This window comes from Paenibacillus sp. FSL L8-0663, from assembly GCF_038008125.1.
Lineage (GTDB): Bacteria > Bacillota > Bacilli > Paenibacillales > Paenibacillaceae > Paenibacillus > Paenibacillus polymyxa_D.
The window spans coordinates 942947-966030 of record NZ_JBBOYM010000001.1 but is presented as its reverse complement, the minus strand read 5'-3'; the positions used below and the strand labels follow the sequence as shown (position 1 = coordinate 966030).

The 23084-nt window shown below is 42.1% G+C and carries 22 protein-coding genes; 10 read left to right on the top strand and 12 right to left on the bottom strand.

What is annotated here, in order from left to right:
• Positions 1-130: 130 nt before the first annotated feature.
• Positions 131-547, bottom strand: coding sequence for a MerR family transcriptional regulator (locus tag MKY75_RS04315; RefSeq protein ID WP_029517092.1), 417 nt, complete (start codon positions 545-547; stop codon positions 131-133).
• 340 nt (positions 548-887) lie between these two features.
• On the opposite strand from MKY75_RS04315, the gene MKY75_RS04310 reads away from it, so the two are divergent.
• Complete coding sequence (locus MKY75_RS04310; protein ID WP_250267495.1) at positions 888-1928, top strand: NAD(P)-dependent alcohol dehydrogenase; 1041 nt, start codon at positions 888-890, stop codon at positions 1926-1928.
• A 584-nt stretch (positions 1929-2512) separates the two neighbouring features.
• On the opposite strand, the gene MKY75_RS04305 is transcribed toward MKY75_RS04310, so the two are convergent.
• The 3 genes from MKY75_RS04305 to MKY75_RS04295 form a co-directional block, all read right to left on the bottom strand.
• Entirely contained in the window at positions 2513-3892 is a 1380-nt protein-coding gene (locus tag MKY75_RS04305) for an amino acid permease (protein ID WP_061831603.1), read from the bottom strand.
• Positions 3893-4274: 382 nt separating this feature from the next.
• Positions 4275-4721 carry a GNAT family N-acetyltransferase gene (locus MKY75_RS04300; RefSeq protein WP_340884437.1) on the bottom strand — a complete coding sequence of 149 codons (447 nt, stop codon included), beginning with the start codon at positions 4719-4721 and terminating at the stop codon, positions 4275-4277.
• A gap of 48 nt (positions 4722-4769) precedes the next feature.
• Positions 4770-5237, bottom strand: a complete 468-nt coding sequence (locus MKY75_RS04295; protein ID WP_029517097.1) for a MarR family winged helix-turn-helix transcriptional regulator — start codon at positions 5235-5237, stop codon at positions 4770-4772.
• 197 nt (positions 5238-5434) lie between these two features.
• Between MKY75_RS04295 and MKY75_RS04290 the strand changes: the two genes are divergently transcribed.
• The 6 genes from MKY75_RS04290 (at position 5435) to MKY75_RS04265 (ending at position 10792) form a co-directional block, all read left to right on the top strand.
• Positions 5435-6310: an SDR family NAD(P)-dependent oxidoreductase gene (locus MKY75_RS04290; RefSeq protein ID WP_340884436.1), complete on the top strand. Its 876-nt coding sequence runs from the start codon at positions 5435-5437 to the stop codon at positions 6308-6310.
• 165 nt (positions 6311-6475) lie between these two features.
• Positions 6476-7156: a hypothetical protein gene (locus tag MKY75_RS04285; RefSeq protein ID WP_029517099.1), complete on the top strand. Its 681-nt coding sequence runs from the start codon at positions 6476-6478 to the stop codon at positions 7154-7156.
• Positions 7153-8568, top strand: a complete 1416-nt coding sequence (locus MKY75_RS04280) for a phage baseplate assembly protein V (RefSeq protein WP_340884435.1) — start codon at positions 7153-7155, stop codon at positions 8566-8568. The genes MKY75_RS04285 and MKY75_RS04280 overlap by 4 nt, the downstream gene beginning before the upstream one ends.
• Before the next feature lie 12 nt (positions 8569-8580).
• Complete coding sequence (locus MKY75_RS04275) at positions 8581-9843, top strand: pentapeptide repeat-containing protein (RefSeq protein WP_340884434.1); 1263 nt, start codon at positions 8581-8583, stop codon at positions 9841-9843.
• Entirely contained in the window at positions 9840-10370 is a 531-nt protein-coding gene (locus tag MKY75_RS04270; RefSeq protein WP_176715766.1) for a hypothetical protein, read from the top strand. Before MKY75_RS04275 ends, MKY75_RS04270 begins: the two co-directional genes overlap by 4 nt.
• Before the next feature lie 5 nt (positions 10371-10375).
• A complete protein-coding gene (locus MKY75_RS04265) occupies positions 10376-10792 on the top strand; it encodes a DUF4280 domain-containing protein (RefSeq protein ID WP_029517103.1) in 417 nt (138 codons plus the stop codon).
• A gap of 113 nt (positions 10793-10905) precedes the next feature.
• Here MKY75_RS04265 and MKY75_RS04260 read toward each other — a convergent pair whose 3' ends face one another.
• Positions 10906-12384 carry a protein adenylyltransferase SelO gene (locus MKY75_RS04260; protein ID WP_069012890.1) on the bottom strand — a complete coding sequence of 493 codons (1479 nt, stop codon included), beginning with the start codon at positions 12382-12384 and terminating at the stop codon, positions 10906-10908.
• Positions 12385-12499: 115 nt separating this feature from the next.
• Positions 12500-12949, bottom strand: coding sequence for a VOC family protein (locus MKY75_RS04255; protein ID WP_340884432.1), 450 nt, complete (start codon positions 12947-12949; stop codon positions 12500-12502).
• 142 nt (positions 12950-13091) lie between these two features.
• On the opposite strand from MKY75_RS04255, the gene MKY75_RS04250 reads away from it, so the two are divergent.
• On the top strand, positions 13092-14030 hold the full coding sequence (locus tag MKY75_RS04250; protein WP_340884431.1) for a helix-turn-helix transcriptional regulator: 939 nt from the start codon (positions 13092-13094) through the stop codon (positions 14028-14030).
• 91 nt (positions 14031-14121) lie between these two features.
• Here the strand turns inward: MKY75_RS04250 and MKY75_RS04245 are convergent, their stop codons facing one another.
• The 3 genes from MKY75_RS04245 to MKY75_RS04235 all read right to left on the bottom strand — a co-directional run bounded on the left by MKY75_RS04245 (position 14122) and on the right by MKY75_RS04235 (position 17860).
• Entirely contained in the window at positions 14122-14493 is a 372-nt protein-coding gene (locus tag MKY75_RS04245) for a hypothetical protein (protein WP_254327189.1), read from the bottom strand.
• Positions 14494-14653: 160 nt separating this feature from the next.
• Positions 14654-16828: a 1,3-beta-galactosyl-N-acetylhexosamine phosphorylase gene (gene gnpA / locus MKY75_RS04240; protein ID WP_340884430.1), complete on the bottom strand. Its 2175-nt coding sequence runs from the start codon at positions 16826-16828 to the stop codon at positions 14654-14656.
• A 12-nt stretch (positions 16829-16840) separates the two neighbouring features.
• Positions 16841-17860, bottom strand: coding sequence for a glycoside hydrolase family 88/105 protein (locus tag MKY75_RS04235; protein WP_340884429.1), 1020 nt, complete (start codon positions 17858-17860; stop codon positions 16841-16843).
• Positions 17861-18208: 348 nt separating this feature from the next.
• Here MKY75_RS04235 and MKY75_RS04230 point away from each other — a divergent pair, with 348 nt between their 5' ends.
• Entirely contained in the window at positions 18209-19150 is a 942-nt protein-coding gene (locus tag MKY75_RS04230; protein ID WP_340884427.1) for an AraC family transcriptional regulator, read from the top strand.
• Between the two features lie 189 nt (positions 19151-19339).
• Entirely contained in the window at positions 19340-20764 is a 1425-nt protein-coding gene (locus tag MKY75_RS04225) for a pyridoxal phosphate-dependent decarboxylase family protein (RefSeq protein ID WP_238796277.1), read from the top strand.
• 198 nt (positions 20765-20962) lie between these two features.
• Here the strand turns inward: MKY75_RS04225 and MKY75_RS04220 are convergent, their stop codons facing one another.
• The 3 genes from MKY75_RS04220 to MKY75_RS25555 form a co-directional block, all read right to left on the bottom strand.
• On the bottom strand, positions 20963-21532 hold the full coding sequence (locus MKY75_RS04220; protein ID WP_340884425.1) for an SF0329 family protein: 570 nt from the start codon (positions 21530-21532) through the stop codon (positions 20963-20965).
• 54 nt (positions 21533-21586) lie between these two features.
• Positions 21587-22576 carry a tRNA dihydrouridine synthase gene (locus MKY75_RS04215; protein WP_013308869.1) on the bottom strand — a complete coding sequence of 330 codons (990 nt, stop codon included), beginning with the start codon at positions 22574-22576 and terminating at the stop codon, positions 21587-21589.
• 254 nt (positions 22577-22830) lie between these two features.
• A complete protein-coding gene (locus MKY75_RS25555) occupies positions 22831-23079 on the bottom strand; it encodes an N-6 DNA methylase (RefSeq protein ID WP_445671522.1) in 249 nt (82 codons plus the stop codon).
• Positions 23080-23084: the final 5 nt, after the last annotated feature.

The window sequence follows — 23084 nt, the reverse complement described above, 5'->3', positions numbered from 1 at the left end:
TCATATTTGGTTCCTAGTTTTCTAAAACCGATCGTGCTGTTTTAAATCAGTAGGTTGTAGTAAATCGAATATTACAAACGAAAGCACCTGTAATTCATATAGAAATGGATGAATTACAGATGCTTATCTATTAGTTAGTAATGAGACTCCCTATTTTATTGTTTTTATGAATATTTTCCGTTCCGGCATCCAATGCAGTTTTGTAATATGAGCATTTATGTTCAATAACTTCCATTGTTTTTTTAAGTTCTTCCATTTGTGCTTCTACAGTTGCTTTTCGTTCCATAAACATGTCATATCTTTGTTGTAGTGTGGAATCCCCACCAGAACACCAATCAATGAAATTTTTAATTTCTTTGATCGGCATCCCGGTGGATTTTAGACATTCAATTATTTTTAAAGCGTCGATATCGGATTCTTTAAATAATCTTGTTCCGCTAGATGTCCGTTCTACAAAAGGCATAAGTCCCTCTTTGTCGTAGTAACGCAAAGCGTATGCTGTAAGATTCAATTCTTTTGCAACTTCGCTGATAGAATACGTCTTCATCATGTATCTCCTATTCTTAATGACATAGACTTCGAGTTAACTCTATGATATAAGGGGGATTCTATCAAGGTATTTGTAGAATGTCAAAGTCCCCTTATAGGAAAAGTAGAATCAGATGCTATCTAACGAAATATAATTAGCAAGAAAACAACATTACTGAATAGACGCTTATAAACCTGCGCTTGACTTAGAGTTAACTATAAGGATTAACATTGATTTGCAAGAGAAAAAGTATAAATGGAAATGAATGAAGGGGAACTTCAACCGACTTCAGCTAGTTTTCAATTTATACCGATATAACTGCATTCTCTTGAAAAATAAAAATAATTGGAGGCTATTTATGATAACTGCTAAAGCACGAGCTGTCGATGGCCCAGACAAACCGTTTCGATCGGCTGAAATTAAACGACGGGATCTTGATTCACACGATGTTCTGATTGAAATTAAATATGCCGGCATATGCCATTCTGACATCCACACTGCTCACGGCGAATGGGGCCCAGTGAACTACCCTCTCGTACCTGGACATGAAATTGCAGGGATTGTCACGGAGGTAGGATCTGAGGTTACAAAGTACAGCGTTGGTGACCGGGTAGGGGTTGGCTGTATGGTTGATTCCTGTGGCGAATGTGAGAACTGTCGTAAAGGAGAGGAACAATACTGCCTTAAAGGAAATGTCCCTACCTATGCTGGTGTTGACAAATACGGCGAGCCTACACAAGGCGGATATTCTACCCACATTGTCGTAACTGAGGATTTTGTAGTAAAAATTCCAGATAACATTGAGCTTGACGTGGCTGCTCCATTACTTTGTGCAGGTATTACGACTTATTCACCGTTGAACCGCTGGGGTGCTGGTCCAGATAAGAAAGTGGCCGTTGTGGGAATGGGAGGCCTTGGCCATATGGCTATCAAGATCGCACATGCTATGGGTGCTGAGGTAACCGTTCTATCCCAAACATTAAAGAAAAAAGATGATGGCTTGCAATTTGGTGCGGATCACTATTATGCTACAAGCGAACCAGAAACATTTGAAAAACTTGCTGGGCACTTTGATTTGATTATTAACACGGTAAGTGCTGCCATCGATATGGATGCTTATTTTGCACTACTCAATCTAGATGGAACTTTGGTGAATGTCGGTGCCCCTGGGGAGCCGTTGTCACTAAATGTGATGTCCCTAATCGGACATCGCCGTTCATTTGCTGGTTCAATGATAGGAGGCATCCGTGAGACACAGGAAATGTTGGATTTTTGTGCAAAACACAATATTGTTCCTAAAATTGAAGTGATATCGGCCGACCAGATTGACGAAGCCTACAAACGAGTGTTAGCTTCTGATGTGAAGTATAGATTCGTGATTGACATTAGCACAATGTAAGCTATGTAAATCATAAGTTATACAAGTGATTTTAATTGTGAAGGTGTCCCCAAAGTATTACTTGGGACACCTTCACTTTATTCTGTGTACCATCCTATTGTCCATTTCCTCTTTTTGCATTTATTTGTAATCCAAAGATTCCACCCTTAGAATATAATACATTAGGAATAAATAGGAAGGTGGAACTTATCTATGTTTAAGAAAATGGATATTTACAAAATCCTCACTTTAATATTTGCATTAGTTGTTATGATCTCTTCCTCTTTATCACTCGCATACCCGGACACCTATAGGGACTCATACAAAATCACGCAATTTTTTCTAGGGTTTATATTTTTATTTTCGGGAATTACAGAGTTTAAGGCCAATCGTAAGAGTATAGCAATAATCAACTTCTCCATTTTCGTTCTCACCTTTTTTGTATCTATATTTACACTTGTAGTGCGAACAGGCTAACCACACGGTTTTATACCTCAGTAATAACCTTCCATAGCCCTCTCTCTCGTCATGTAAAAGAAAAGCCGAGCGAACTCAGAATCATCTGAATTGCGCTCGGCAAATGTTACGTATTTAGCAATCTTCTTTTAGTTTTCCTCTAATTCTTCAATTCTCTGCCGCTTTCCTATGCCAAAGACAAAATATCCAACAATGACGATCGCCATGAATGTTGCCCCGACAATCAACGACAAGCGTGTGTCTGGATTAAACCACATTCCAACGATCACAAGCAACAAAAAGACAATGGTGATGTAATTACTGATTGGAAAAAAACGAGATTTAAAGGTGTGATCCTTCATTTCATCCTTCCACTTTTTCCTGAATTTAAATTGACTGATGGCTAATGCAAACCACGGTACCATGCCTGGAAGAACACTGGCGCTGTAAATATACAGAAACAGTTTGGAATCAGGCATTAAATAGTTAAATAACACCCCTACCAGTAGCAAGGAAATGGTCGTTATTATACTATTTCTAGGGACGCCGCTTGGAGAAACTTTCCCAAAGAACTTAGGAGCTTGTCCGTTCTTAGCCAATGTATATAACATTCTGCCCGCACTGTAAATACCACTGTTACAACCAGACATCGCAGCTGTAAGTACAACAAAGTTAATGATACCCGCAGCAGCCACAATTCCTACCTTGGCAAAAGTCAGAACAAATGGACTACCGATCTCGCCTATTTGGTTCCAAGGATAAATCGTAACAATGACAAAGATTGCACCCACGTAGAAAATCAGAATACGCCAGATGATGTTTTTAATGGCTTTTCGCAGTGTCATTTTCGGATTTTCTGCTTCACCTGCCGTAATACCCACCATCTCTATCCCTTGGTAAGCCGCTGTTACAATGCAGAGTGCAAATAGAAACCCTTTCAAACCACCTGCAAAGAAGCCGCCCTGGCTGTACAGATTGGATAGACCTATCGGTTGTCCACCGTTACCGAGGCCAAAGAAGATCATCCCCGTACCCACTACTAGCATGAAGATAATGGCGACAATTTTAATCATCGCAAACCAAAACTCAAATTCCCCATAAAATTTCACAGCCGCCAAATTGGCCAATGCAATAATAATTACACCTGCCAAAGCCGGCAACCATTGCGGGATATCCGGGAACCAGTAGCCCACATATACCCCAATCGCAGTGACTTCTGCCATCCCTACGGTAACCCATAAAAACCAATAGCTCCAGGCGGTCAAGAAACCGGCTAAAGGGCTGATATATTTATGAGCAAATGTAGCGAATGAGCCTGTCACCGGTTCAAGAATCAGCATTTCCCCCATGATCCGCATGACAAAAAACATAATAATCCCAGCTAAGAGATAAGCCAACAGTACTGAGGGACCTGCCCATTTTATCGTACTTGCCGACCCCATAAACAAACCGACGCCAATCGTGCCTCCAAGCGCAATCAACTCAACGTGCCGTGGCTTTAGCCCTCTCGTTAATTGTTTCGATTCCAAAAGAACGCTCCCCTTCGTATATGTTCATCATCAAACGCTAATGATCCGGAAAACTGCCCCCAAACATTATTAATTTTTCAGACTGACGTGGTCGTGAGTGAACGACTACAAAGTAGTTCCACGATTCTTAAATATACAAGGAAACCACGTCCTATTTACCGTCCAAACCTTACTGTTTCTAAGACCGAATCCGTAGCATTAGATGCATTGTATGACAAAAAACGCCTAAATACAACTGCTAATTCGCATACATATTTAGGCATGAAATGGAAAGGAAGGTGATTCATGTTTTCTGAACAATGGTCAATTTAATGCGATGCATTAGAGTGCTAAACATAACTAGTTTTTCAATGATAAATATCACGATATTAAGCCTATGTATTTATTTGAGACTTTTTATAAAATTTTTCTGATCCTTGGTAAACATATAGCCACGTCGTTCATAGACCCTGTGAGCCTGTATCCGACTTGGGTGAGATAACAGTTTGATCCCGGAAAATCCATGGGACTTTCCCCACTGTTCAAGACGCTCAATCAACATGCTACCTACACCTTGATTTCTATACTTTTCTTTAACAACAAATCCTAGTATATTCACCAAAGATTCAGAAAAAAGTAATTCATGTGGGCTTCCATGAATATATCCTAATACCTCGTTGTTTTCTTCATAAACAAAGATTACATCTTTTGATTCCTTTATAATCATTTCAATCTTCTCTTTTACTTTTACTTCAGGAAATAGATATAGATTGGGATTAAAGTCTTGGTTTAACAAATAAATATCATGATAATCAGTTGCCCTAATTTCCCTAACATTTTTTTCTTTCACTTTTTGAAAGCCCCCTATTTTCATCATCCGATGCTTTATGTCGAATCATTACTCCTCGCAATCTTGACCGTTAAAACAATTCAGCATACCAATAAACGCTTCAAGTTTGGAATTCTCCCATGTTGAAATACGTTGATAAAACTCATTTTCTTTTTCTTTTAAAGCTTCTAGGGCTTTTTCACGACCATTAGCTGTCAGGGATATTAACACTCCCCGACGATCCTCAGGGTGAGTTTCACTTTTTACATAATTCAAGTGTTTAAGCTGAGTAACAAGTCGGCTGACAGAGCTTCGATCCATAGCGGTGGATTCCGCCAAAAATGTAGCGCTTGCCGGACCGTACGAAAGAAGGCAGCGTACGATCAGAAAAGCCGCAGGTTGTAATGATGGATCGAAAAGTGCCGCTGTTCTTACATTGAGTGCATGTGACGCGCTTATAAGTGCATTAAGTTGTTCACCAAGATTCAGTTCTAATTGCTCTCTTGTAGAATTTGAATGTTGAGTTTTATGATCCATATGTCTCCACCTTATTTGAATGAGTTCGAATATATTTGACATATATCAATTAAAATACATATACTTGATATATATCAATCATATTTTCGGCTTTGGTAAGTGTCAAGCAGAAGATCTACAGTATAAAGCATCTACAACCGTAAAGCGTAAGCATGAATAAGAATGTAATTGGATCGAGAATTAGGAGGATGATGTATATGTCGACATACCCGACTATTGTAATCACTGGTGCTACTAACGGTCTTGGACAATTAGTAGCAATTGAATTAGCCCAACGCGGAGCGCATCTAGTCTTAACAGCCAGAAATGAAAAGCGTGCTGAAACGACTAAAAATATTCTAAAAGATCTGGCGCCAAGTACAAAGGTAGACTTTTTTTTCGGGGACTTGTCTCTTATGAAGGATGTCAGGCGTATTGGTGATGAAATTAAAGCTAATTATCCAAAGATTGATGTATTAGTGAACAATGCTGGATTACATGGATTTGAACAGCGAATAACCTCAGAGGGTTTGGCAGAAATGATAGCCGTAAACTATCTTGCCCCGTGGCTGTTAACGCATACCCTACTCAATTCACTAATGGAATCCACAAATGCTAGGATCGTCAATGTGGCTTCTGAAGCGTCACGCAACCATGGCGAATTAAAATTACCGGAGGATTTAACAGATATATCTGCATTTACCGCAAGAGGTTCATCTAAGATATACGGAAAGACTAAACTTCTTAATATCATGTTTACAGAAGAACTTGGACGCCAGTTGGATGGAACCGGAATCGTAGTTAACGCACTTAATACAGGATTTAACGTTACTGGCCTTGGCCGTGAGTTGGGATTTTCTTCAGTACTTGCAAAAATATTGAACGCTTTGCACATCGGAGACCCACGGAAAGGAGCAGAGATTATTATTCGTTTAGCAACAGAATCTCAATATCGAGAAGTGACAGGTGGATATTTTAATGTTGGCACTGGTAAGCCGATTGTGCCGACATATCCTGGTGGGGATAGCAAGATGCAACGCCTACTTTGGAGTACTACTACCGAATTGTTACGGCAAAAAGGGGTTATGGCATGAAATAGGAGCTATTATCAAATAATGCCCCCCAACGAATGGTTCATTTTGTAAACTAAATCTCTCTTTTAACCGATAAATACATATGCTGGTTCTGTACTTAAATATCTCCTTCCATCTTTACATATTCAAGTACAAACGTGTATTTTTCCTAAAAGGGGGCTTCCTATGAACTATCTAGACGAGCATATACTTAGCCTCAAAGCTAAAATGGTGGATCGGAAGACAGCTAATAACGATAATGTGAAATCCATTCCAGCTCAAACTCAGAAATCGGAACAGTACGGTTCCATGTTTGAAGAAACAAAGCTACTTCATATTGAAAACGATTATCTCGCATTGGAGCCCATTACAATACTACACGGAGAAATTGGTTTCTACATTCCCAAGTCCTTTACTCCTATGCCAATGGAGCAAGCTATAATCAAATATCCTTCAGAGCATCGACCAAAGGTCATTTATACCTCATCTGAGGAGACTATCAATATCACTTTTAATCCTACAGATACTGCTCTGGAAGCGGAAGAGCTGCCCGATTTTGTAGAGCAAATGGCGGATATTTTACGGTCTGTACAACCGATTCGCAACTGGTTAGGTACCGAAATGGTTATCAACGGTTCCGGACTTTCAGTTGGGCAGATTCGTTTTGTGGCGGCGGGGATCGACGGTAATCTATACAACGAAATGCTATTCTTCATCCACAATGGACGAGTTGTCATAGGTTCCTTTAGCTGTCTGGAGGTAGATCTCGAAATCTGGTTACCTGTAGCAGAATACTGGGTTCAATCCCTTTCTGTCCTTCCACCCTCCACCTATTCTACAAATGAGAAAGGAATGACTACACCATGAGTCTGGGATACGATCAAATTCACATTCACCCTTATGAACAAATGGACTTAGAAGAGCTCACCTTAACGAAAAAAGTTAACGAGCATACTCGGCTTTATTTTACAGGTGTTATCCCCGAAGACTTGCAAGACAGTTACGTGGAAACGACAGAAAAAAATACCATCATTGAAGTCAGTCAACAAGATGAGTCTGGCGCAAGCAAACCGCTATTTAGTGGGATTGCCCTCTCGGTCGAGGTAAAAGTCGTGCGAGGTGTGTACTATCTGGAGGTGGAAGCTATTTCCCATACGTACCGGATGGACATGAAGCAGCGTACTCGTTCTTTTCAGTATACGAAAATGACGATTCCTCAAATGCTGGAGCACATAGGTAAGGACTATGAAGGACTGGATGTGATCGACGGAGCTACTGGGGGAGAAGCCATCGGGCGGCTTGCCATTCAGTATCAGGAGACAGACTGGGCTTTTTTAAGACGCATAGCCTCCCGTTATCATACGAGTCTGATGCCTGTAGCCCGTTTTGACAGTCCCAAATTTTATTTTGGTATTGAGGACAGCCCTGCACAGGCGATACTGGATCATACCCGTTATACCGTACGTAAGCAATTGCTTCCTTTTCGTTATTTTCAGGAAAATGAACAGACCAAACTGAGTGAACACGATTTTATTTTTTATGAGGTAGAAACGGATGAGGTACTCGACTTGGGCGCTCAGTTGAATTTTCAGGGGCATAACCTGTATGTCATGGAAGCCTACACCGCCATGAGTCAAGGACTGCTGCGGCATCAGTATGTGTTGGGTTCTTACCAGGGATTTCGGCAAAAAAGCTACTACCAGGATAAGCTGGCAGGAGCCTCATTAAGCGGTGTTGTACTGGACGTACGTCAGGATCAGGTACGCATTCATCTGGATTGTGATGAACAACAAGACGCAAGCAAAGCACACTGGTTCAACTATTCTACTGTTTACAGTGGCGGTGGCCATACTGGCTGGTACGTCATGCCAGAAAAAGGCGATTCCGTTTCTCTCTATTTCCCCGGTAGTCGGGAAGAAGACGGCGTGGCAGGTAGTGCGGTGAGACGGGCAGATCGCAAGAGTACGCATAACCATTTTTCCAATCCACAAATGAAAATATGGCGTACCCCGCATGGTAAGGAAATTCGGCTGGGACCGGATGAACTGGTCGTTACAGGCAAGGACGGCGCTATTTACATCAAACTGGATGATAAAGAAGGCATTCATATCACCAGCAGCAAGCAAGTGAATATTTCGGCAGGAGGCAATCTCAGCCTGTCTGCGGGAAAGACGATGAGTCTGTCCGCAGGTAGTCAGCTCCGTATGGATTGTAACGGCAGTCATATTGAATTAAGCGGGTCAGCGGATATGAAAGGCAGCGAAGTGAAGTCAAATTAAGGATGATTAGCAATGGAAAAGCAAACAGATGTGTTAGATCAGCAACAAGCAGCTCTTCAACAGGCTTGGTCTCTCATTCGCAAAGAATGGGCGTTGAAATGTAAATCAAAACAAACACAACGATTACAGCATATAGTAGAACATTTTCGGGCCTTTTGTGAGCTCGTTCGGCAAAAGCAACTCACAGGTCGTAAAGGTCATATCGGTTACATCACCTACTCCATGCTGCGCACCACATGGCTTGAACAGAAGCCCGTTTATCTTGTTGAAGCTACGGATGCCTTATGGATGCTTGATGCTGAACCCGTTCAGTTGGAATACGATGCAAGTTGGATTTTTCTCTATTGGACTCAATTACATGAACAACTTGGGGCTGAAACCTTGAACCAGCAAGTCTCCCTTTCCGAACTTGAATTAGAGCAGATCATGCTGGAAGCAGCGGGATATCTTCATACGATGATCGTTAGTCTGATTCGTCAGGCTATGAAGCAAGCAGTCCACCTACCAGAGTTTGAGGCGTTGGATCGTGAAGAAGCTTTTGAGATTCGCGTCGGAGAGTATATGGATCATAGTGTCTCCGTGTACCGGGAAGATCGAAGACCCGTGGATGCTAACATCATAAAGTCTTGGCTGGAGGAAAAAGAAGAATCGGCCTACAGCTACCAAGCACTGTCTCAAGTGCAACTGTCGGATGGAGATTACAGTTCCTTGGATTTTCGTTATACAGTCTTTCGCCAGATCGGGATGCAACAAAGCCGATTGCATCACTGTATCCTCGTAGGCACGGTATGGCAAGAAGCTCAGCTAGATGGAACCGACTTTTCGCACAGCCTGCTTCACGGAGCCGATTTCCGTGGCTGTTCCCTGCAAGAGGCTGTACTGGACGAAGTTTTAAGCAATAGCGAATATGGATCGGATGCTTGGCTGGATTGGGAACCGTTAGGATTGGATGGAGTGGATTTTACAAGAGCTAATTTACAGGGAGCTCGTTTTCAACATGCACAGCTTCAAGGAGCTACTTTCCAAGATGCCGCGCTGCAAAGAGCTTTATTTAACGGCGCGGATCTAACAGGTGCCTGCTTTGTAGGAGCTGATGTCACTGACGCTTCGTTTATAGGTGCATGTTTAGTAAAAGCTAATTTTACAGGGGCAAAGCTACACCGGGCAATCTTTACAGATATCCAACTAAGCGAAGCCATTGGTCTTGCTGCTGTAGAAGCACCCCTGGTTACACAGGTAACAGATACAGTGAGTAAAGGGGAGTGGATGTCATGAGATATTTTCGACTCATGGTGGACGAGCGCGTAAAGCATCGGGTAGAGACTGCGCCCCTGTCTCCCTTGCAGGTGGAAGAACTCCTTTCGGGTCATACCATTCAGGCGGAGGACACTCCCCTGTTTTTAGCAGTACATACAGATCCACGAACCGTATATCCGGATTTTCTGGAGTTCCCTTTGCCACTGGTTTCAGACTCCATGAAAGTCCTGTTGGAAAAATATATGCCGGAGCTGGAATGGAAGGTCGCTATACTTACCGATTTTCAGAAGGCCAGGCAGGATGTGTACTGGATATTGCGTCCACCTGTGGTGGATTGTCTTTCCTCACAAACCGAGTGGTATCCTGACCATACCTTGAAGCAGTTGGTACTTAAACACGGAAAAATCCAATCGTCTATATTTCGGATCGCCGGCTTGTTGGAAGCTCATATCTATATCAATCTCGCGGTAGCGGAAAGTCTGCTGCGTCGTCCATTTACAGGTGTTCGTGTGCAAAAAGTGGAGATGTCCACAAAGGAGGAATAATCCGTATGGAAGAAGCAAGTGTGCAGCCTGGATCAGGTGCGAAAAAAAGCTATGTCGTAGCAGGTGCGATTTTAAGCTGTAGTTATGGTACACAGCCTACGCGTTTGAAGCGCCCTTTTAGCCACGGGGTGTATGTCAAAAATAAAGCCCAGATGAATATTGGAGATTATGTGCCTGGAGTGAACATAAAATCTTTTGGAAATTGCTCCAGTCCGCTGAATCCGGCTGTGCAAGCCAGTGAGATGGTCGATATTTATGGGGTGAAAAAGGCTCCGTGTATTCCTGTCCTTACGATGCCTTGGCTGAACGGGAAAAGTGACATGCGCATCGAGGGCCAGCCCGCTCTTACGCAGAACTGTACGCATCAATGTCTTTATTGCGGACACATACAGATCGAAAATGACGGTCAGGAGCTGGATTAATCAGTTGCAGCCTACCAAAATAAAAACAAAATGCGCTGATGAGAGAATGGCTATCTTCTCCACCAACGCATGAAATAGGTTATCATCGAGTTGTTCAACATGATTACATTACATTAGGTACCGCAAAAGGTTCGGTATGAGCAGTTGGATTTCTCAGGCAATGTAGAGTAAATAGCCTGTTCGTCAGAATAAGCATAAGGGTTCGAAAGAACTTCAAGGAGTTGCTCCATCACATGGTAGTCTTCTCGTTCCACCGCAGCTTCCAATGCTTCTTCTACTCGGTGGTTGCGCGGGATGATTGCAGGATTGCTGCTGCGCATCAGCTGATGCGATGAATCTTGGGATTCCTGCTGTCTGCCCAGTCTCGCCTGCCACTGCTCGTGCCACTGGGTGAATTCCTCAGTGCTGAACAGAACCGTATCCTCCAGCTTGTCCAAAGTTAGGGCACGGAAGGTATTGGTGTAGTCAGCACGATGCTTCTGCATGATATTCAGAAGATCCTCAATAAGAGATTCATCCTCCTGCTCTTCGTTAAAGATCCCTAGCTTCGCTCGCATTCCTGCAAGCCAGTGACTGTGAAACATTTTTACAAAATCTGAAATTGCATCCTCAGCCAGTGTGACAGCCTGCTCCCTGTTGTCATGCAGCAGTGGCAAGAGCGTCTCAGCAAATCTCGCGAGATTCCACGCAGCAATATGCGGCTGATTGGCATAAGCATAGCGTCCCTGCCTGTCGATGGAACTGAATACCGTCTCAGGATCATAGGTATCCATGAAGGCGCAAGGACCATAATCAATGGTTTCTCCGCTAAGGGTCATATTGTCGGTGTTCATCACCCCGTGAATAAAACCAACCAGCTGCCATTTGGCAATCAGCTCGGCCTGACGCTTAATCACTTCCTGAAGCAGTGAAAGGTAACGGTTTTCGTCATTGGCAACTTCCGGGTAGTGTCTTTCCAATGTATAATCAGCCAGAGCACGGAGATCTTCGGACGTGCCCCATGCTGAGACGTATTGAAAAGTTCCGACGCGAAGATGACTGGCAGCCACACGGGTCAGAATGGCACCGGGCTGCTCGGTTTCCCGGATGATCGTCTCACCTGTGGATACCACCGCCAAGCTGCGGGTGGTAGCAATACCTAGCGCATGCATCGCCTCACTAATGATGTATTCACGAAGCATCGGACCAAGTGCCGCACGCCCGTCACCACCACGGGAGTATGGCGTTCTGCCAGAGCCCTTGAGCTGAATATCAACCCGTTCACCCAAGGGATTGATCTGTTCGCCAAGCAGCAGAGCACGACCGTCTCCTAACATGTTAAAATGCCCGAATTGATGTCCTGCGTAAGCTTGAGCAAGAGGCGTAGCCCCTTCAGGAATTTGGTTGCCGGCCAGCTCCGCTACGCCATCATTCCTTTGCAGCGCCGTGCCGTTCAACCCCAGTGATGCTGCCAACGGATGATTAAGTATAATCAGCTTTGGTGAGCGGACAGGAGTTAGGTTGAGCTTTGTAAGCATGGATTCCGGCAGACGAGAGTAACTGTTGTCGAAGTTCCACCCTATTTTATCTGCTATTTCTTTTCTCTCCGTCATAGTGTCTCCTTTTCTGCTGTGGTATCTTGGATTTTCCCCTTTTAGTTTTTACCTCTGTCCATTTATTATCCACTTTTCACCATGCTATTGTGCTTTTTAGCTTTTAACAACCTTTTTATTGTAATCGATTATCAAACATTAATTGTATTTGAATACCGAACGGGTCTTCAATAATACCGTAGGCTTGGCTAAACATATTATTAGATAAAGGCACGATAATTTTCACACGATTATCTGTAATTAAGCTATGATAAAAATGTTTAATTTCTTCTAAGTCAGCACTTTGAATACATAATGAAGTGTTATTACCAACTGTATATTTTTCACTGGGATTCATTGTATCTTCTGCTATCATTACTTTTGTTTTTCCGATGGATAAGACAGAATGAGAAATATAATTTTCATTTTCATCCGTAATCTGTATGGAACTGTCACGTTGGGCCATGTCTTGATAGGTAACCAGAAACAATTCCTCTGCGTTGAAGTGTTTTTTGTAAAAATGTATAGCTTCCTTTGCCTTTCCGTTCATGGATAAGAAAATAGCTACTTCCAGTGTTGTACTCATGGTATCAATCTCCTTTATATATAATCTTAGTCAGGATTTTGTAAAATCCTCAGGTAGATATCTTATGAATTTGATATATTCCCTTAAGCTTATTATCATATAAAAAGGTATCAAAACATGACACCTTTATAAGGAGGTTTAGATGAAGAAATCAGAAAGATTAAATGATATGATCAGATACTTAAACAGTCGAGAGTTCTTTAATTTAAATGACCTGATGGATAAATACCATATTTCAAAAAGTACAGCTCTACGTGATATTCATTCATTAGAACAATTAGGTATGCCTATTTTTTCGGAACATGGCAGACATGGACGATATGGTATCTTAAAAAATAGATTGTTATCCCCCATTATTTTTACGATGGATGAAGTATATGCACTGTACTTTGCAATGTTGACGTTAGAAGCTTATCAATCCACCCCCTTTCACTTAAGTGTTAATAAACTAAACGAAAAGTTTGAACACTGTCTTTCTAAAATACAAATAAACCAGATTCATAAAATGAAAAAGGTTCTACAATTTGAAATATATCAGCATACTCATGTTAGTCGTTATTTAGATAAAATTCTAACAAGCATTCTTAATGAGAGCACCTGTAAAGTTAAATATGTAAAAAATAATCAGAATAAAAGTTACTATGTTCAATTTTTCAAAATTTCCGCTAAGTTTGGTCAGTGGTATGCTACTGGCATAGAGTTAAATACGAATAAATATAGAGTTTTCAGATGTGATCGAATCACCTTTGTAGAAGAAGAGGACATCAATTCTGGCTTTTCTATAGATGAACTCTTTAGTCGTTCATTAGAAATGTATCAATCCGAGAAGAGCATTGACTTTGAAGTAGAGATTGTAGAACAAGCGAAGGACATTTTCTATAAAGAACATTATCCCTCTATGAAAATAGAAAATGGTGATAAGACAGTCATTAAGGGATTCTATAATCCTGGAGAAGAAGAGTTTATCGCTCATTATTTTATGAGATATGGTCATTATGTACGATCTGTGAAGCCTGAATCTTTAAAACAGATTATTAAAGAAAAAGTTGAGCATCTCTTGAACCACTATCAAAAATTATAAGATCATCGAAGGTTTGTTCAACATTTCCTCTACCTTTTAGCAAGGAAAAGAAGGATCAAGCTCCTTTTCCTTGCTAACTATGACATTTGAATTATGGCTTCCGTTTGGCGATAACAGCATAGGATACCGTTCTTGTGAATCCAGTTGGATTCCATGCAGTAAAGAACCATCTGTCTTCCGCCGCAGAATAGTTATCGAGAAGATACCCTTGCTGATTTCCAGAGAAAATCCATGAACCGCTAATCAGATTGTAGTCGTTACCGTTAATCGTAGTGCTTCTAAAGCTATTTGGCGGAATAGTGACCGGAGAGAAGGTGAAACGTGCAAATCCATCTCCAAGTTGAGTTACACGAATGGCTTTTTTAAGATTCATAATCACGTGACTTCTTTTTTTTAGCTTTCTTCCCAACTTTGCTTCCGCATTTTTAATTTTCATTAAGGTTGCCTTTCTCAAAGAAATCATCTCCTTAATCATTTTACTTATAGTTAATGATGGAGTAGATACTTTTGAATGGACAAAATCCCCGGTAAATTGGCTTGATTTTCTGGAGGTGCTGAAACAAAAAGCCCTTCCTTAAAATAAAGGAGGGCTTGATACCGCTACTTCTCATTATTTTCCGTTCCTATACCGATTTTGTTAAGCCGATATGGGTGATCATGGTATCATACGGATCTAATTCCATGGTTTGTTTTCCATATTCCGTATCAATCGTCGTTCTTTGAACTTCATCGCTATTGTTAATAACAACCAACATTTTACTTTCTGGATAATAAGCACACTCTGTATATAGGTTATCTGTAATGTACTTCGTTTCATGTAACTCATTGCCTGCAAACCGAATTATATTCAGCAGCAACCTTGTGTTTTCCCAGCTGAATTCGAAAGAAGGAAGGTAGATCCCTTTTCCTTTACCGAAGGCATGAGTAGACAATGCTATCATACCACTCGTTTCCTCCACTACCGCAGCTGACCCATCCGTAAGATAAATGCTATTCTTTGGCGTTATATTGGCTCCTTCAGGCACCAAACCATACTCATCCCTAACCTCATAAGTCCATTTTCCATGACCTACCCTGGAGCCTGTATCCTCATCTAGTCCAAGAACATGTGCCATTCTGAAAAAGCTGTCGTGGCCTTCGACCGCAGAAGGCTGGTTGATGCCAATAAAGGTACCACCCTCATAAACCCATTGGGTCAGTAAGTCCACACACTTGTTGTCATTCCAGTACTCCCCACCACTCCATGCTGAACCAGCAGAGCCGGCATTGATCACTACATCACAATCCTGTAGAATTCCCTGACGGATATCTTCAAAATCAATGAATTGCACTTCAATCGGCAATCCGGATAAAGCCTCATTGACATGAATCAAATCATGCATATACGTTTCATGGAAATGTCCGGACAAGGTCCACGATCTCAATTTTCCCCAGCTATGCAGAATAGCTACCTTCGTCTTCATGTGATAGGGTTTGCCTTCGTGGTGCAGTTCTTTAATTTCTCTAAATTCATTGGCAATCTTTTCGATGTAATCACAAAAATCCGGGTAAGGCTCTACAAGGTGCAAATATCCGCCCAGTCCAATCCGGTCAATAGGCTCCCGCAGCAAGGCGCGCCGGATATTAATCCAATACTTTTTGGCATCCAGCGTGGGGTTTCCCCCTTCCATAAAGGTAGGAAGCCCGCCTAAACCAACCGGAAATAAGTATGGATGCAGCCGAATCTCATGCGTATTCACTTTTACACCTGAACAAAGCCTCGCCTCGTAACCTGAGAACACACATTTAATCAACCCGTCAAATCCAAACTCTTGAAAACGGTCATTGTAAGGCTCCATGCCAACCCAACTGTCATCATAGAAAACATAGGCCAGCTTGTCGTGCCTATGCACAATGTCAATTAATTTCTTGCCAAATTCGATTACAAAATCATTGATAAATGCCATCCAATCCAGCTTGCGCTGCTCAGCCGGGATATGACTGACGCGATATTTCCCGCCATTCACAAAATCCTCGGCAGTCATCGAATACCCGTATTTCTTGGCAAACAGATCAAGCGCCCTTGAGCTTACCGTAAAATCGTATGAACCCCAGTCAGAGAACAGATGGCGATTGCGCTCATTACTGCCCCAGATCCAGACGAAATTATAAAATAAGGAGGTGAACCGAACAACCGTGGTTTCCTTATGATGAAGACACCAATCTTCCATCCAATCCAGCAGATATTGTTGCGTTTCTGCATAGATAGGATCAATCTGCATCAAATGCTCTTTGTCCCAATGATTCGTTGTATGATTGTACATGGAAATCTCTTCCCAGATCCGGTAAGCCATGAAGCTTACCGTGTATTTATGCCAAGGAACAATTCCGGTAATGACCACATTTCCGGATTCCCTTTCATAATTCCACTGTTCTCTTGGAACTTCCTCTCCGGTCGTTCTGTCAAAAACCTGCCAATAGTTAAACGCTTCTTTGGAGTCATTCACTTTGAATTGTTCAGCAAAAAAATCCTCCATCAGATAGATGGATACATAATCCTGTACGGCTACCTTCGGATTTGTAATTAAAAAACACTGCTGCAGCTTATCTAAATTGTGGGTCGCCCACTCGTTATGATCTCTGATGATACAGATTGTAGAATAAATGCCGTATCCAGCGTTTATAATCTCATCGGACAATTGCGTGCCGTCACTATCACGGATGACATCGGCACCCCACCGTTCAGCTAATTTCAGGGTCAATGCCTCATAACCAGATTCTCCCGGTAGCGTAAAGGCCCCCGTAGTTTGTTTGGACAACTTGGTTCCCTCCTAATTCAACATATCAGACAGAAAAGCCAAAGCCAGGCCTTGACCCCAGCCCTGAATCCAGTCTTTTGGAATATTCCGATACCCATCCCGATCTTTCATGACCGCTGTGCCGCCCGATACACCTAGTACCCGTCCGTCCTCGCTAATATGGTTCAAGATGCCCTCCAATGCCTTTTGCACGTATTTGGTATGCAGCGGATTGCCGTTATTGATCATGGCCGCCGCGATACCGCAAGATGCAGACACTTCTTCGTAGGACTCCTCGTCATCCAGTACCGTCCGCCACAGGCCGTTCTCCGTTTGAACACCCTTCAGTGCCGCCAGTTGATCCCGAAGCGAACACTCCACGTCCATGCACTGTGGATACAAATACCAGTCTTTCAAATGAATTTTGACTTGTGACATGGTATATGCTCCCCAAGCATTCGCTCTCCCCCAGAAAAATCCGGACATGTGATCCTGTTTGACATTGTTGTAGCCATGGTACCAGAGACCGCTACTAGGGTCTTGTAGGTATTTGATATGCCAGTAATATTGATTTAAGGCATCTTGGATCATTTCCTCATCCTTTAATTTGGTTCCTACACGAAGCAGAAAAAATGCCGCCATAAACAACGTATCTGCCCATGCCTGTTCTGGAAAATCATTAGCAACGGATACCGTATGCTGCAGAACATGGTCTCCAAACCTGAGGGCATTGTTTTGGATGTAATCCACCTTGCTCATCACAATATCCCAATATTTTGGGTCCCCTGTTTCTTCATACAATGTGATCAGCATATGACCCATGGCACATGTGTTAACCGTCCAGTGCGGCAGACCCAGCTCAATGTATTCATCTGCCCACTGGACAAGCATATTCAAATACTCTTTATTCCCTGTTTGGGTATAGGCTCTGGATACACCATAATAAGCCACACCGCAGGGCCAATCCCACGTTAAATCCATCGCCATTGTTTTTCTGACAACTTTATCGATGACTTTTAATATCTCTTCCTTGTCATAAGTTAATTGAAGCATCTATGTTCTCCTCTCTTTTGCACACGCCCCCAAAGGCGCTTGAGAGCTGTTCGTCACTGTTTTGGAAACGCTTTACTTATTCCATTGTACGCAGTAAAATAGTCTCCATCTAAGCATATTCGCAACAAAACTGCGCAATTCCAATCATTTATGTGAGAATTTTGCAAAAATTCAATAAGCGACTTCCAATAAACAATATATAGGTCGAAATGGTCTAGTTCGTCTATATATTGCACCTTGGAGCGATTGGAATCGAATTTTGAAAAATCCTGATGTATTTCTGCTGGCTAAACTTGACGTAACGTTGACCTACAATCAACTCAAATCCAAGTTGTGGGGGTATTGAATATGCCTAGAAAAAAGAAGCCCATTATAGAATATCGACACTACAGCTTGCCCATAAATTTCCCTGTCTTGCTATTAAGCGGTGAGCGTTGGAAGATTTCAGATATTAAAAGTGAACATCTCCATTTCCATAACCATGTGGAGATTGGTATATGCTATTCGGATAGCGGCATCATGGAGATCAAAGGAGAATCTGTCTCCTTCAAAGCCGGCGATGTGACCTTTATCCCCAGGTATCTTCCTCATACCACGTACAGTTCGCCAAATACAGCCAGTCTTTGGTCTTATATCTTTTTTTCGCCAGAGGACCTCTTTCAACATTCATTTAAAAGTGCTTACAGCAACTTCGAGCCAAATTTGTGGGTGGTGAAGGGAAAAAACTGTATATTGAATAAGGAGCAGTATCCCAAGGTTTATACACTTGCGACTTCGATCGTAGAGGAATTAAAACAGCAGAATCCTTACTATCAGGAAAGTGCCTACGGCTTATTGCTATCCCTATACATAGAACTCCTTAGAATTCATTCCAGGAATGAACTGTTGGCAGATCAAGAAACAGAGCATAGCCTGAAAAACGATTTTGTCATTTCTCCGGTGCTGGAGTACATTACGAAAAACTATATGAACCCCATTACGATGGATTTTTTGGCCGACCTGTGCCATTTAAGTACAACTCATTTCCGAAGAAAATTCCATGAAATTATGGGGACGTCGCCTCTCGATTTCCTAAACAGCACCCGGATCGAAGAGGCCTGCAAGCAGTTAAAAAGCACGGAGGATTCTATTCTTTCGATCTCCGAACAAGTCGGTTTTCACTCCATTTCCAGCTTCAACCGTTGCTTCTCCAGGCTTATGGGAAAGCCGCCAAAAGAATGGCGTAAAGGGGCACAATCTGAAGCGCAATCTGCGAAAGCGTCTATACTGGAGTTTACGGGATGGGTTTAGCATAACAGCAGAAATAAACTTGATAAAACGAACTCAACATCATGAATATGGATTAAACCTGAGCCATATAAATATAGTCTGCATGTGGAGCCTAAAAATAAACGTAATGATGAAATCGGTGAATCTCACAATATGACAACAGATGTTATATTATACTTTGGTTGAAGTTAAACAAAGGAGATGCTTATGATGAATCAAGAACTAAATCAACAATTAGGTGAGATTATTGAGCAGTTCATACATTCATTTATAGCAGAAAACAATAACATTCGATCTCAAAAAGTAATCAACACTGCAGATGGGGATACAATAGCTCATTTAAGGGGAATTGGTTTTCCGAAAAAAGGAAGACCGATACAAGAGGTCGTCGATGAAATGAGGAAAAACGTCTATCCTCACCAAACCTTCATGCAACACCCTCGCTTTTTCGCATTGGTTCCTGGTCCAATGTCTCTTTACTCGTGGTTAGGAGATATCATGACTAGCGCCTATAATACCCATGCCGGAAGCTGGATGCTGAGTTCGAGCGCAAGCCTTTTAGAGGGGGAAGTGATACGGTGGATGTGTGACCAAGCAGGATATCCCAATACTGCTGGAGGCTTATTTCTGTCGGGCGGATCGCTGTCGAATTTGACCGCTTTAGCGGCTGCACGCAATGCAAGGTTATCCGAGCAGGAATATGCCATTGGAACTGCTTATGTTTCAGATCAAACTCATTCATCGGTCGCCAAAGGGCTACGCATCCTCGGATTCCGTAGTGATCAAATCAGAAAGGTTCCAAGTGATAAAAATTTTCGTATGGATGTTTCAGCCTTAGAGAAAAAAATAATGGATGATCAGGCGACTGGCATGAAACCTTTTGCGATCATTGCCACGGCAGGCACAACCAATACAGGAAGCATTGACCCGCTAAACGATATTGCTGACCTATGTGAAAAACATAACATTTGGTTACACGTGGATGGAGCTTACGGTGCATCGATTTTGGCCTCTTCGAAATATAAGCCCCTTTTGAGCGGAATATCGCGTTCAGATAGCATTACCTGGGATGCACATAAATGGTTAATGCAGACCTATTCCTGTAGCGTAGTTTTAGCCAAAGAAAATCAACAGCTCAGAAACTGCTTCAGCACACATCCAGAATATTTGAAAGATGCCGAGACTAATGAAGAACATATTAATTATTGGGATCTGGGTCCTGAATTAACGCGGCCTGCTCGAAGTTTGAAACTATGGGTGACACTACAAGCTTTAGGAACTAATGCTGTCGGTGAAGCCATAGAGCATGGAGTTCAACTCGCAGAATGGGCTGAAGATGAAATCAAAAAACATAATCATTGGGAAATTGTATCCCCCGCTAAGTTAGCGATTGTTAACTTTCGATATGCGCCAACTGGATTATCTGAGCAAGAATTAGATTCACTGAATAGAAGGATCTCCCAAGAAATGACGACAAACGGATACGCCTCTGTGCTTACAACACAACTTAATGGAAAAACGGTTCTCCGAATCTGTGCAATTCACCCAGACACTACGGAAGATGAGATAAGGAATACAATTCAGCTTTTATCGAATATAGCAAGATCATTGAATGAGAGAAAAGTTTTTTTATGATGATAAATTATGAAAATGAAGTGCTACACTTTCTGTAAATAAATGAAAATGCTCAGCATTACGAAAATAAGAGGGGCACACCGCCCCTCTTTGCTGTTTTCCCAGACATCCAAATTATTTGCCATTGTGCAATGCAGCAACAATGAACAGCACTTAATCCTGACACGACGTGCCCCCATCAATGAAAGTTATTTATTTTCATAACGTACTACGCCGTAGTTCATAAAAATACTGCACAATGGGATGCTTTAACTTCATCTTCTCGGTCATGTTTAATATTCGTTTTTTTCCAACTCGTCTGTCCACTAAAGCTAAAATATTCAATAAGATATCATTACTCTCTAAGCTTTCCTCTATAGAAGTAGTTAAAAATTTATTAGCTACAACATTAAAATTAGACTTGCTTAATGAGGCCTGTGCTGAGAAAAGCTCCTTTGCATGTTCTGATATTTTTCTACCTCTTGCAATTACTTGTAGACGCTCCTCGGGAACGTTACCATTAGTATCTTTTCTGACCGTTTCAATGTCTTCATTGCTGATAGGAACTTGGATATCTGGATCATTCTTGATTTCCAACTCCGTCTGATACCATTTGATCGAACTAGTGATATCATTCATATTGAGTATGTTCTTCTTATCTACAGTTATATAACAGATTCCAGACTTATCAGGCAAATAACGGTAACTGGTCGCTCGGTATTCGACTCTTCCGTCTAACGCAGGACAGCGGAAGCTCTCCAGTTGTTGCTTCAATTTACTCCAGGACATATATCCTCCTATGTTTTCAATGCCTACTAACAGCCCGTCTCCCAACTTGGCAATTTAATTTCCACGTTCCTCTACCTCATCATGATCCTTGCTTCCAAACTCATCAAGCAATGTACGCACTTCACTTGTTGATTTGGCGTTCATTAAGCTGTTTCTGAGTTCACTTGCCCCTCGGAATCCACGGACATATATTTTGAAGAAGCGGGCGAGAGGGCTGAACGAACGTGGCTCCTGCGCTGAATAATGATCATGGAGATCTAGATGAAGCCGTAGCAGTTCAAGCAATTCCTCACTGCTGTGTTCCTTCGGCTCCTTCTCAAACGCAAATGGATTCTGGAAAATACCACGCCCAATCATAATGCCATCCACACCATATTGCTCAGCGAGCTTCAAGCCGGTCTGACGGTCCGGAATATCTCCGTTAATGGTCAGCAGTGTATCTGGTGCCACCTCATCACGAAGTTTCTTAATCTCCGGAATTAGTTCCCAGTGAGCGTCTACTTTACTCATTTCCTCTCTTGTCCGCAGATGAATGGACAAATTCACAATGTCTTGTTTCAAAATATGGGTCAACCAGTCGCGCCATTCGTCTACGGTAGTGAAACCGAGCCTTGTTTTTACACTGACGGGCAGTCCCCCGGCTTTGGCGGCCTGAATGATATCCGCTGCGATTTCGGGACGGCAGATCAGGCCGCTTCCCTTCCCATTCTCGGCTACATTCGCTACAGGACAACCCATATTAATATCGATGCCTTTGAAGCCTTCTTTCGCCATACCGATGCTCATTTCACGAAAATATTCCGGCTTATCTCCCCAGATATGGGCCACCATGGGCTGTTCATCCTCTGTAAAAGTCAAACGCCCGCGTACACTTTTGTTCCCCTCCGGGTGACAATAACTCTCTGTATTCGCAAACTCCGTAAAAAACACATCCGGTCTGGCTGCTTCACTTACGACATGGCGAAACACAACATCCGTCACATCTTCCATCGGTGCCAGTATAAAAAAAGGTCGTGGCAAATCACGCCAAAAATTATTCGTCATATCAAAAACTCCTCTATAAATACCAGGACAAATCTTTGGTCCCAAAATGGTAAAGCTAACCTGTTCATGTCCTTGCTTCTTCTTCACATATAACATGTTTAAGCAACGTAGTTCAAACGGCAGTATATGTTAAGCATAGACATCTAAATGAGTATATCATACTCAATAGAGGAGCATACTCCCCAAAAGACTCGCAAAAAAAAGGAAGAGCGCAGCCCCTCCTTGCCATCTTCTATAACGTACTGCACCGCAGTTCATAGAAATACTGCACGGCATAACTTCCCCCAGCCTACGTCGTTCCCATGCGAATAGCTTAAAAAAAGAGCCGAGGAATAATATCCTTGGCCCACTTCGTCAATTTCTACACATGAATACCCAACATTTTCAGCTGATGCCACACGAGCATATTTATCAACATCTACACGATTTAGGTACGTTTCGATAATCTTATTGATGTTTTTATCAGTAAGTTTGTTTTGATTTTCACCTTTTTCAAACGCCAATACAC

Excerpts from the sequence above, each read along its gene's own strand:
- MKY75_RS04265 (WP_029517103.1), top strand. The coding sequence starts at position 10,376 with ATGGAAGAAGCAAGTGTGCAGCCTGGATCAGGTGCGAAAAAAAGCTAT.
- MKY75_RS04280 (WP_340884435.1), top strand. The coding sequence starts at position 7,153 with ATGAGTCTGGGATACGATCAAATTCACATTCACCCTTATGAACAAATG.
- MKY75_RS04235 (WP_340884429.1), bottom strand. The coding sequence starts at position 17,860 with ATGCTTCAATTAACTTATGACAAGGAAGAGATATTAAAAGTCATCGAT.
- MKY75_RS04245 (WP_254327189.1), bottom strand. The coding sequence starts at position 14,493 with ATGATTTCTTTGAGAAAGGCAACCTTAATGAAAATTAAAAATGCGGAA.
- MKY75_RS04250 (WP_340884431.1), top strand. The coding sequence starts at position 13,092 with ATGAAGAAATCAGAAAGATTAAATGATATGATCAGATACTTAAACAGT.
- MKY75_RS04230 (WP_340884427.1), top strand. The coding sequence starts at position 18,209 with ATGCCTAGAAAAAAGAAGCCCATTATAGAATATCGACACTACAGCTTG.
- MKY75_RS04310 (WP_250267495.1), top strand. The coding sequence starts at position 888 with ATGATAACTGCTAAAGCACGAGCTGTCGATGGCCCAGACAAACCGTTT.
- MKY75_RS04220 (WP_340884425.1), bottom strand. The coding sequence starts at position 21,532 with ATGTCCTGGAGTAAATTGAAGCAACAACTGGAGAGCTTCCGCTGTCCT.
- MKY75_RS04275 (WP_340884434.1), top strand. The coding sequence starts at position 8,581 with ATGGAAAAGCAAACAGATGTGTTAGATCAGCAACAAGCAGCTCTTCAA.
- MKY75_RS04225 (WP_238796277.1), top strand. The coding sequence starts at position 19,340 with ATGAATCAAGAACTAAATCAACAATTAGGTGAGATTATTGAGCAGTTC.
- MKY75_RS04215 (WP_013308869.1), bottom strand. The coding sequence starts at position 22,576 with ATGACGAATAATTTTTGGCGTGATTTGCCACGACCTTTTTTTATACTG.
- MKY75_RS04290 (WP_340884436.1), top strand. The coding sequence starts at position 5,435 with ATGTCGACATACCCGACTATTGTAATCACTGGTGCTACTAACGGTCTT.
- MKY75_RS04315 (WP_029517092.1), bottom strand. The coding sequence starts at position 547 with ATGAAGACGTATTCTATCAGCGAAGTTGCAAAAGAATTGAATCTTACA.
- MKY75_RS04270 (WP_176715766.1), top strand. The coding sequence starts at position 9,840 with ATGAGATATTTTCGACTCATGGTGGACGAGCGCGTAAAGCATCGGGTA.
- MKY75_RS04255 (WP_340884432.1), bottom strand. The coding sequence starts at position 12,949 with ATGAGTACAACACTGGAAGTAGCTATTTTCTTATCCATGAACGGAAAG.
- MKY75_RS04260 (WP_069012890.1), bottom strand. The coding sequence starts at position 12,384 with ATGACGGAGAGAAAAGAAATAGCAGATAAAATAGGGTGGAACTTCGAC.
- MKY75_RS04285 (WP_029517099.1), top strand. The coding sequence starts at position 6,476 with ATGAACTATCTAGACGAGCATATACTTAGCCTCAAAGCTAAAATGGTG.
- MKY75_RS04295 (WP_029517097.1), bottom strand. The coding sequence starts at position 5,237 with ATGGATCATAAAACTCAACATTCAAATTCTACAAGAGAGCAATTAGAA.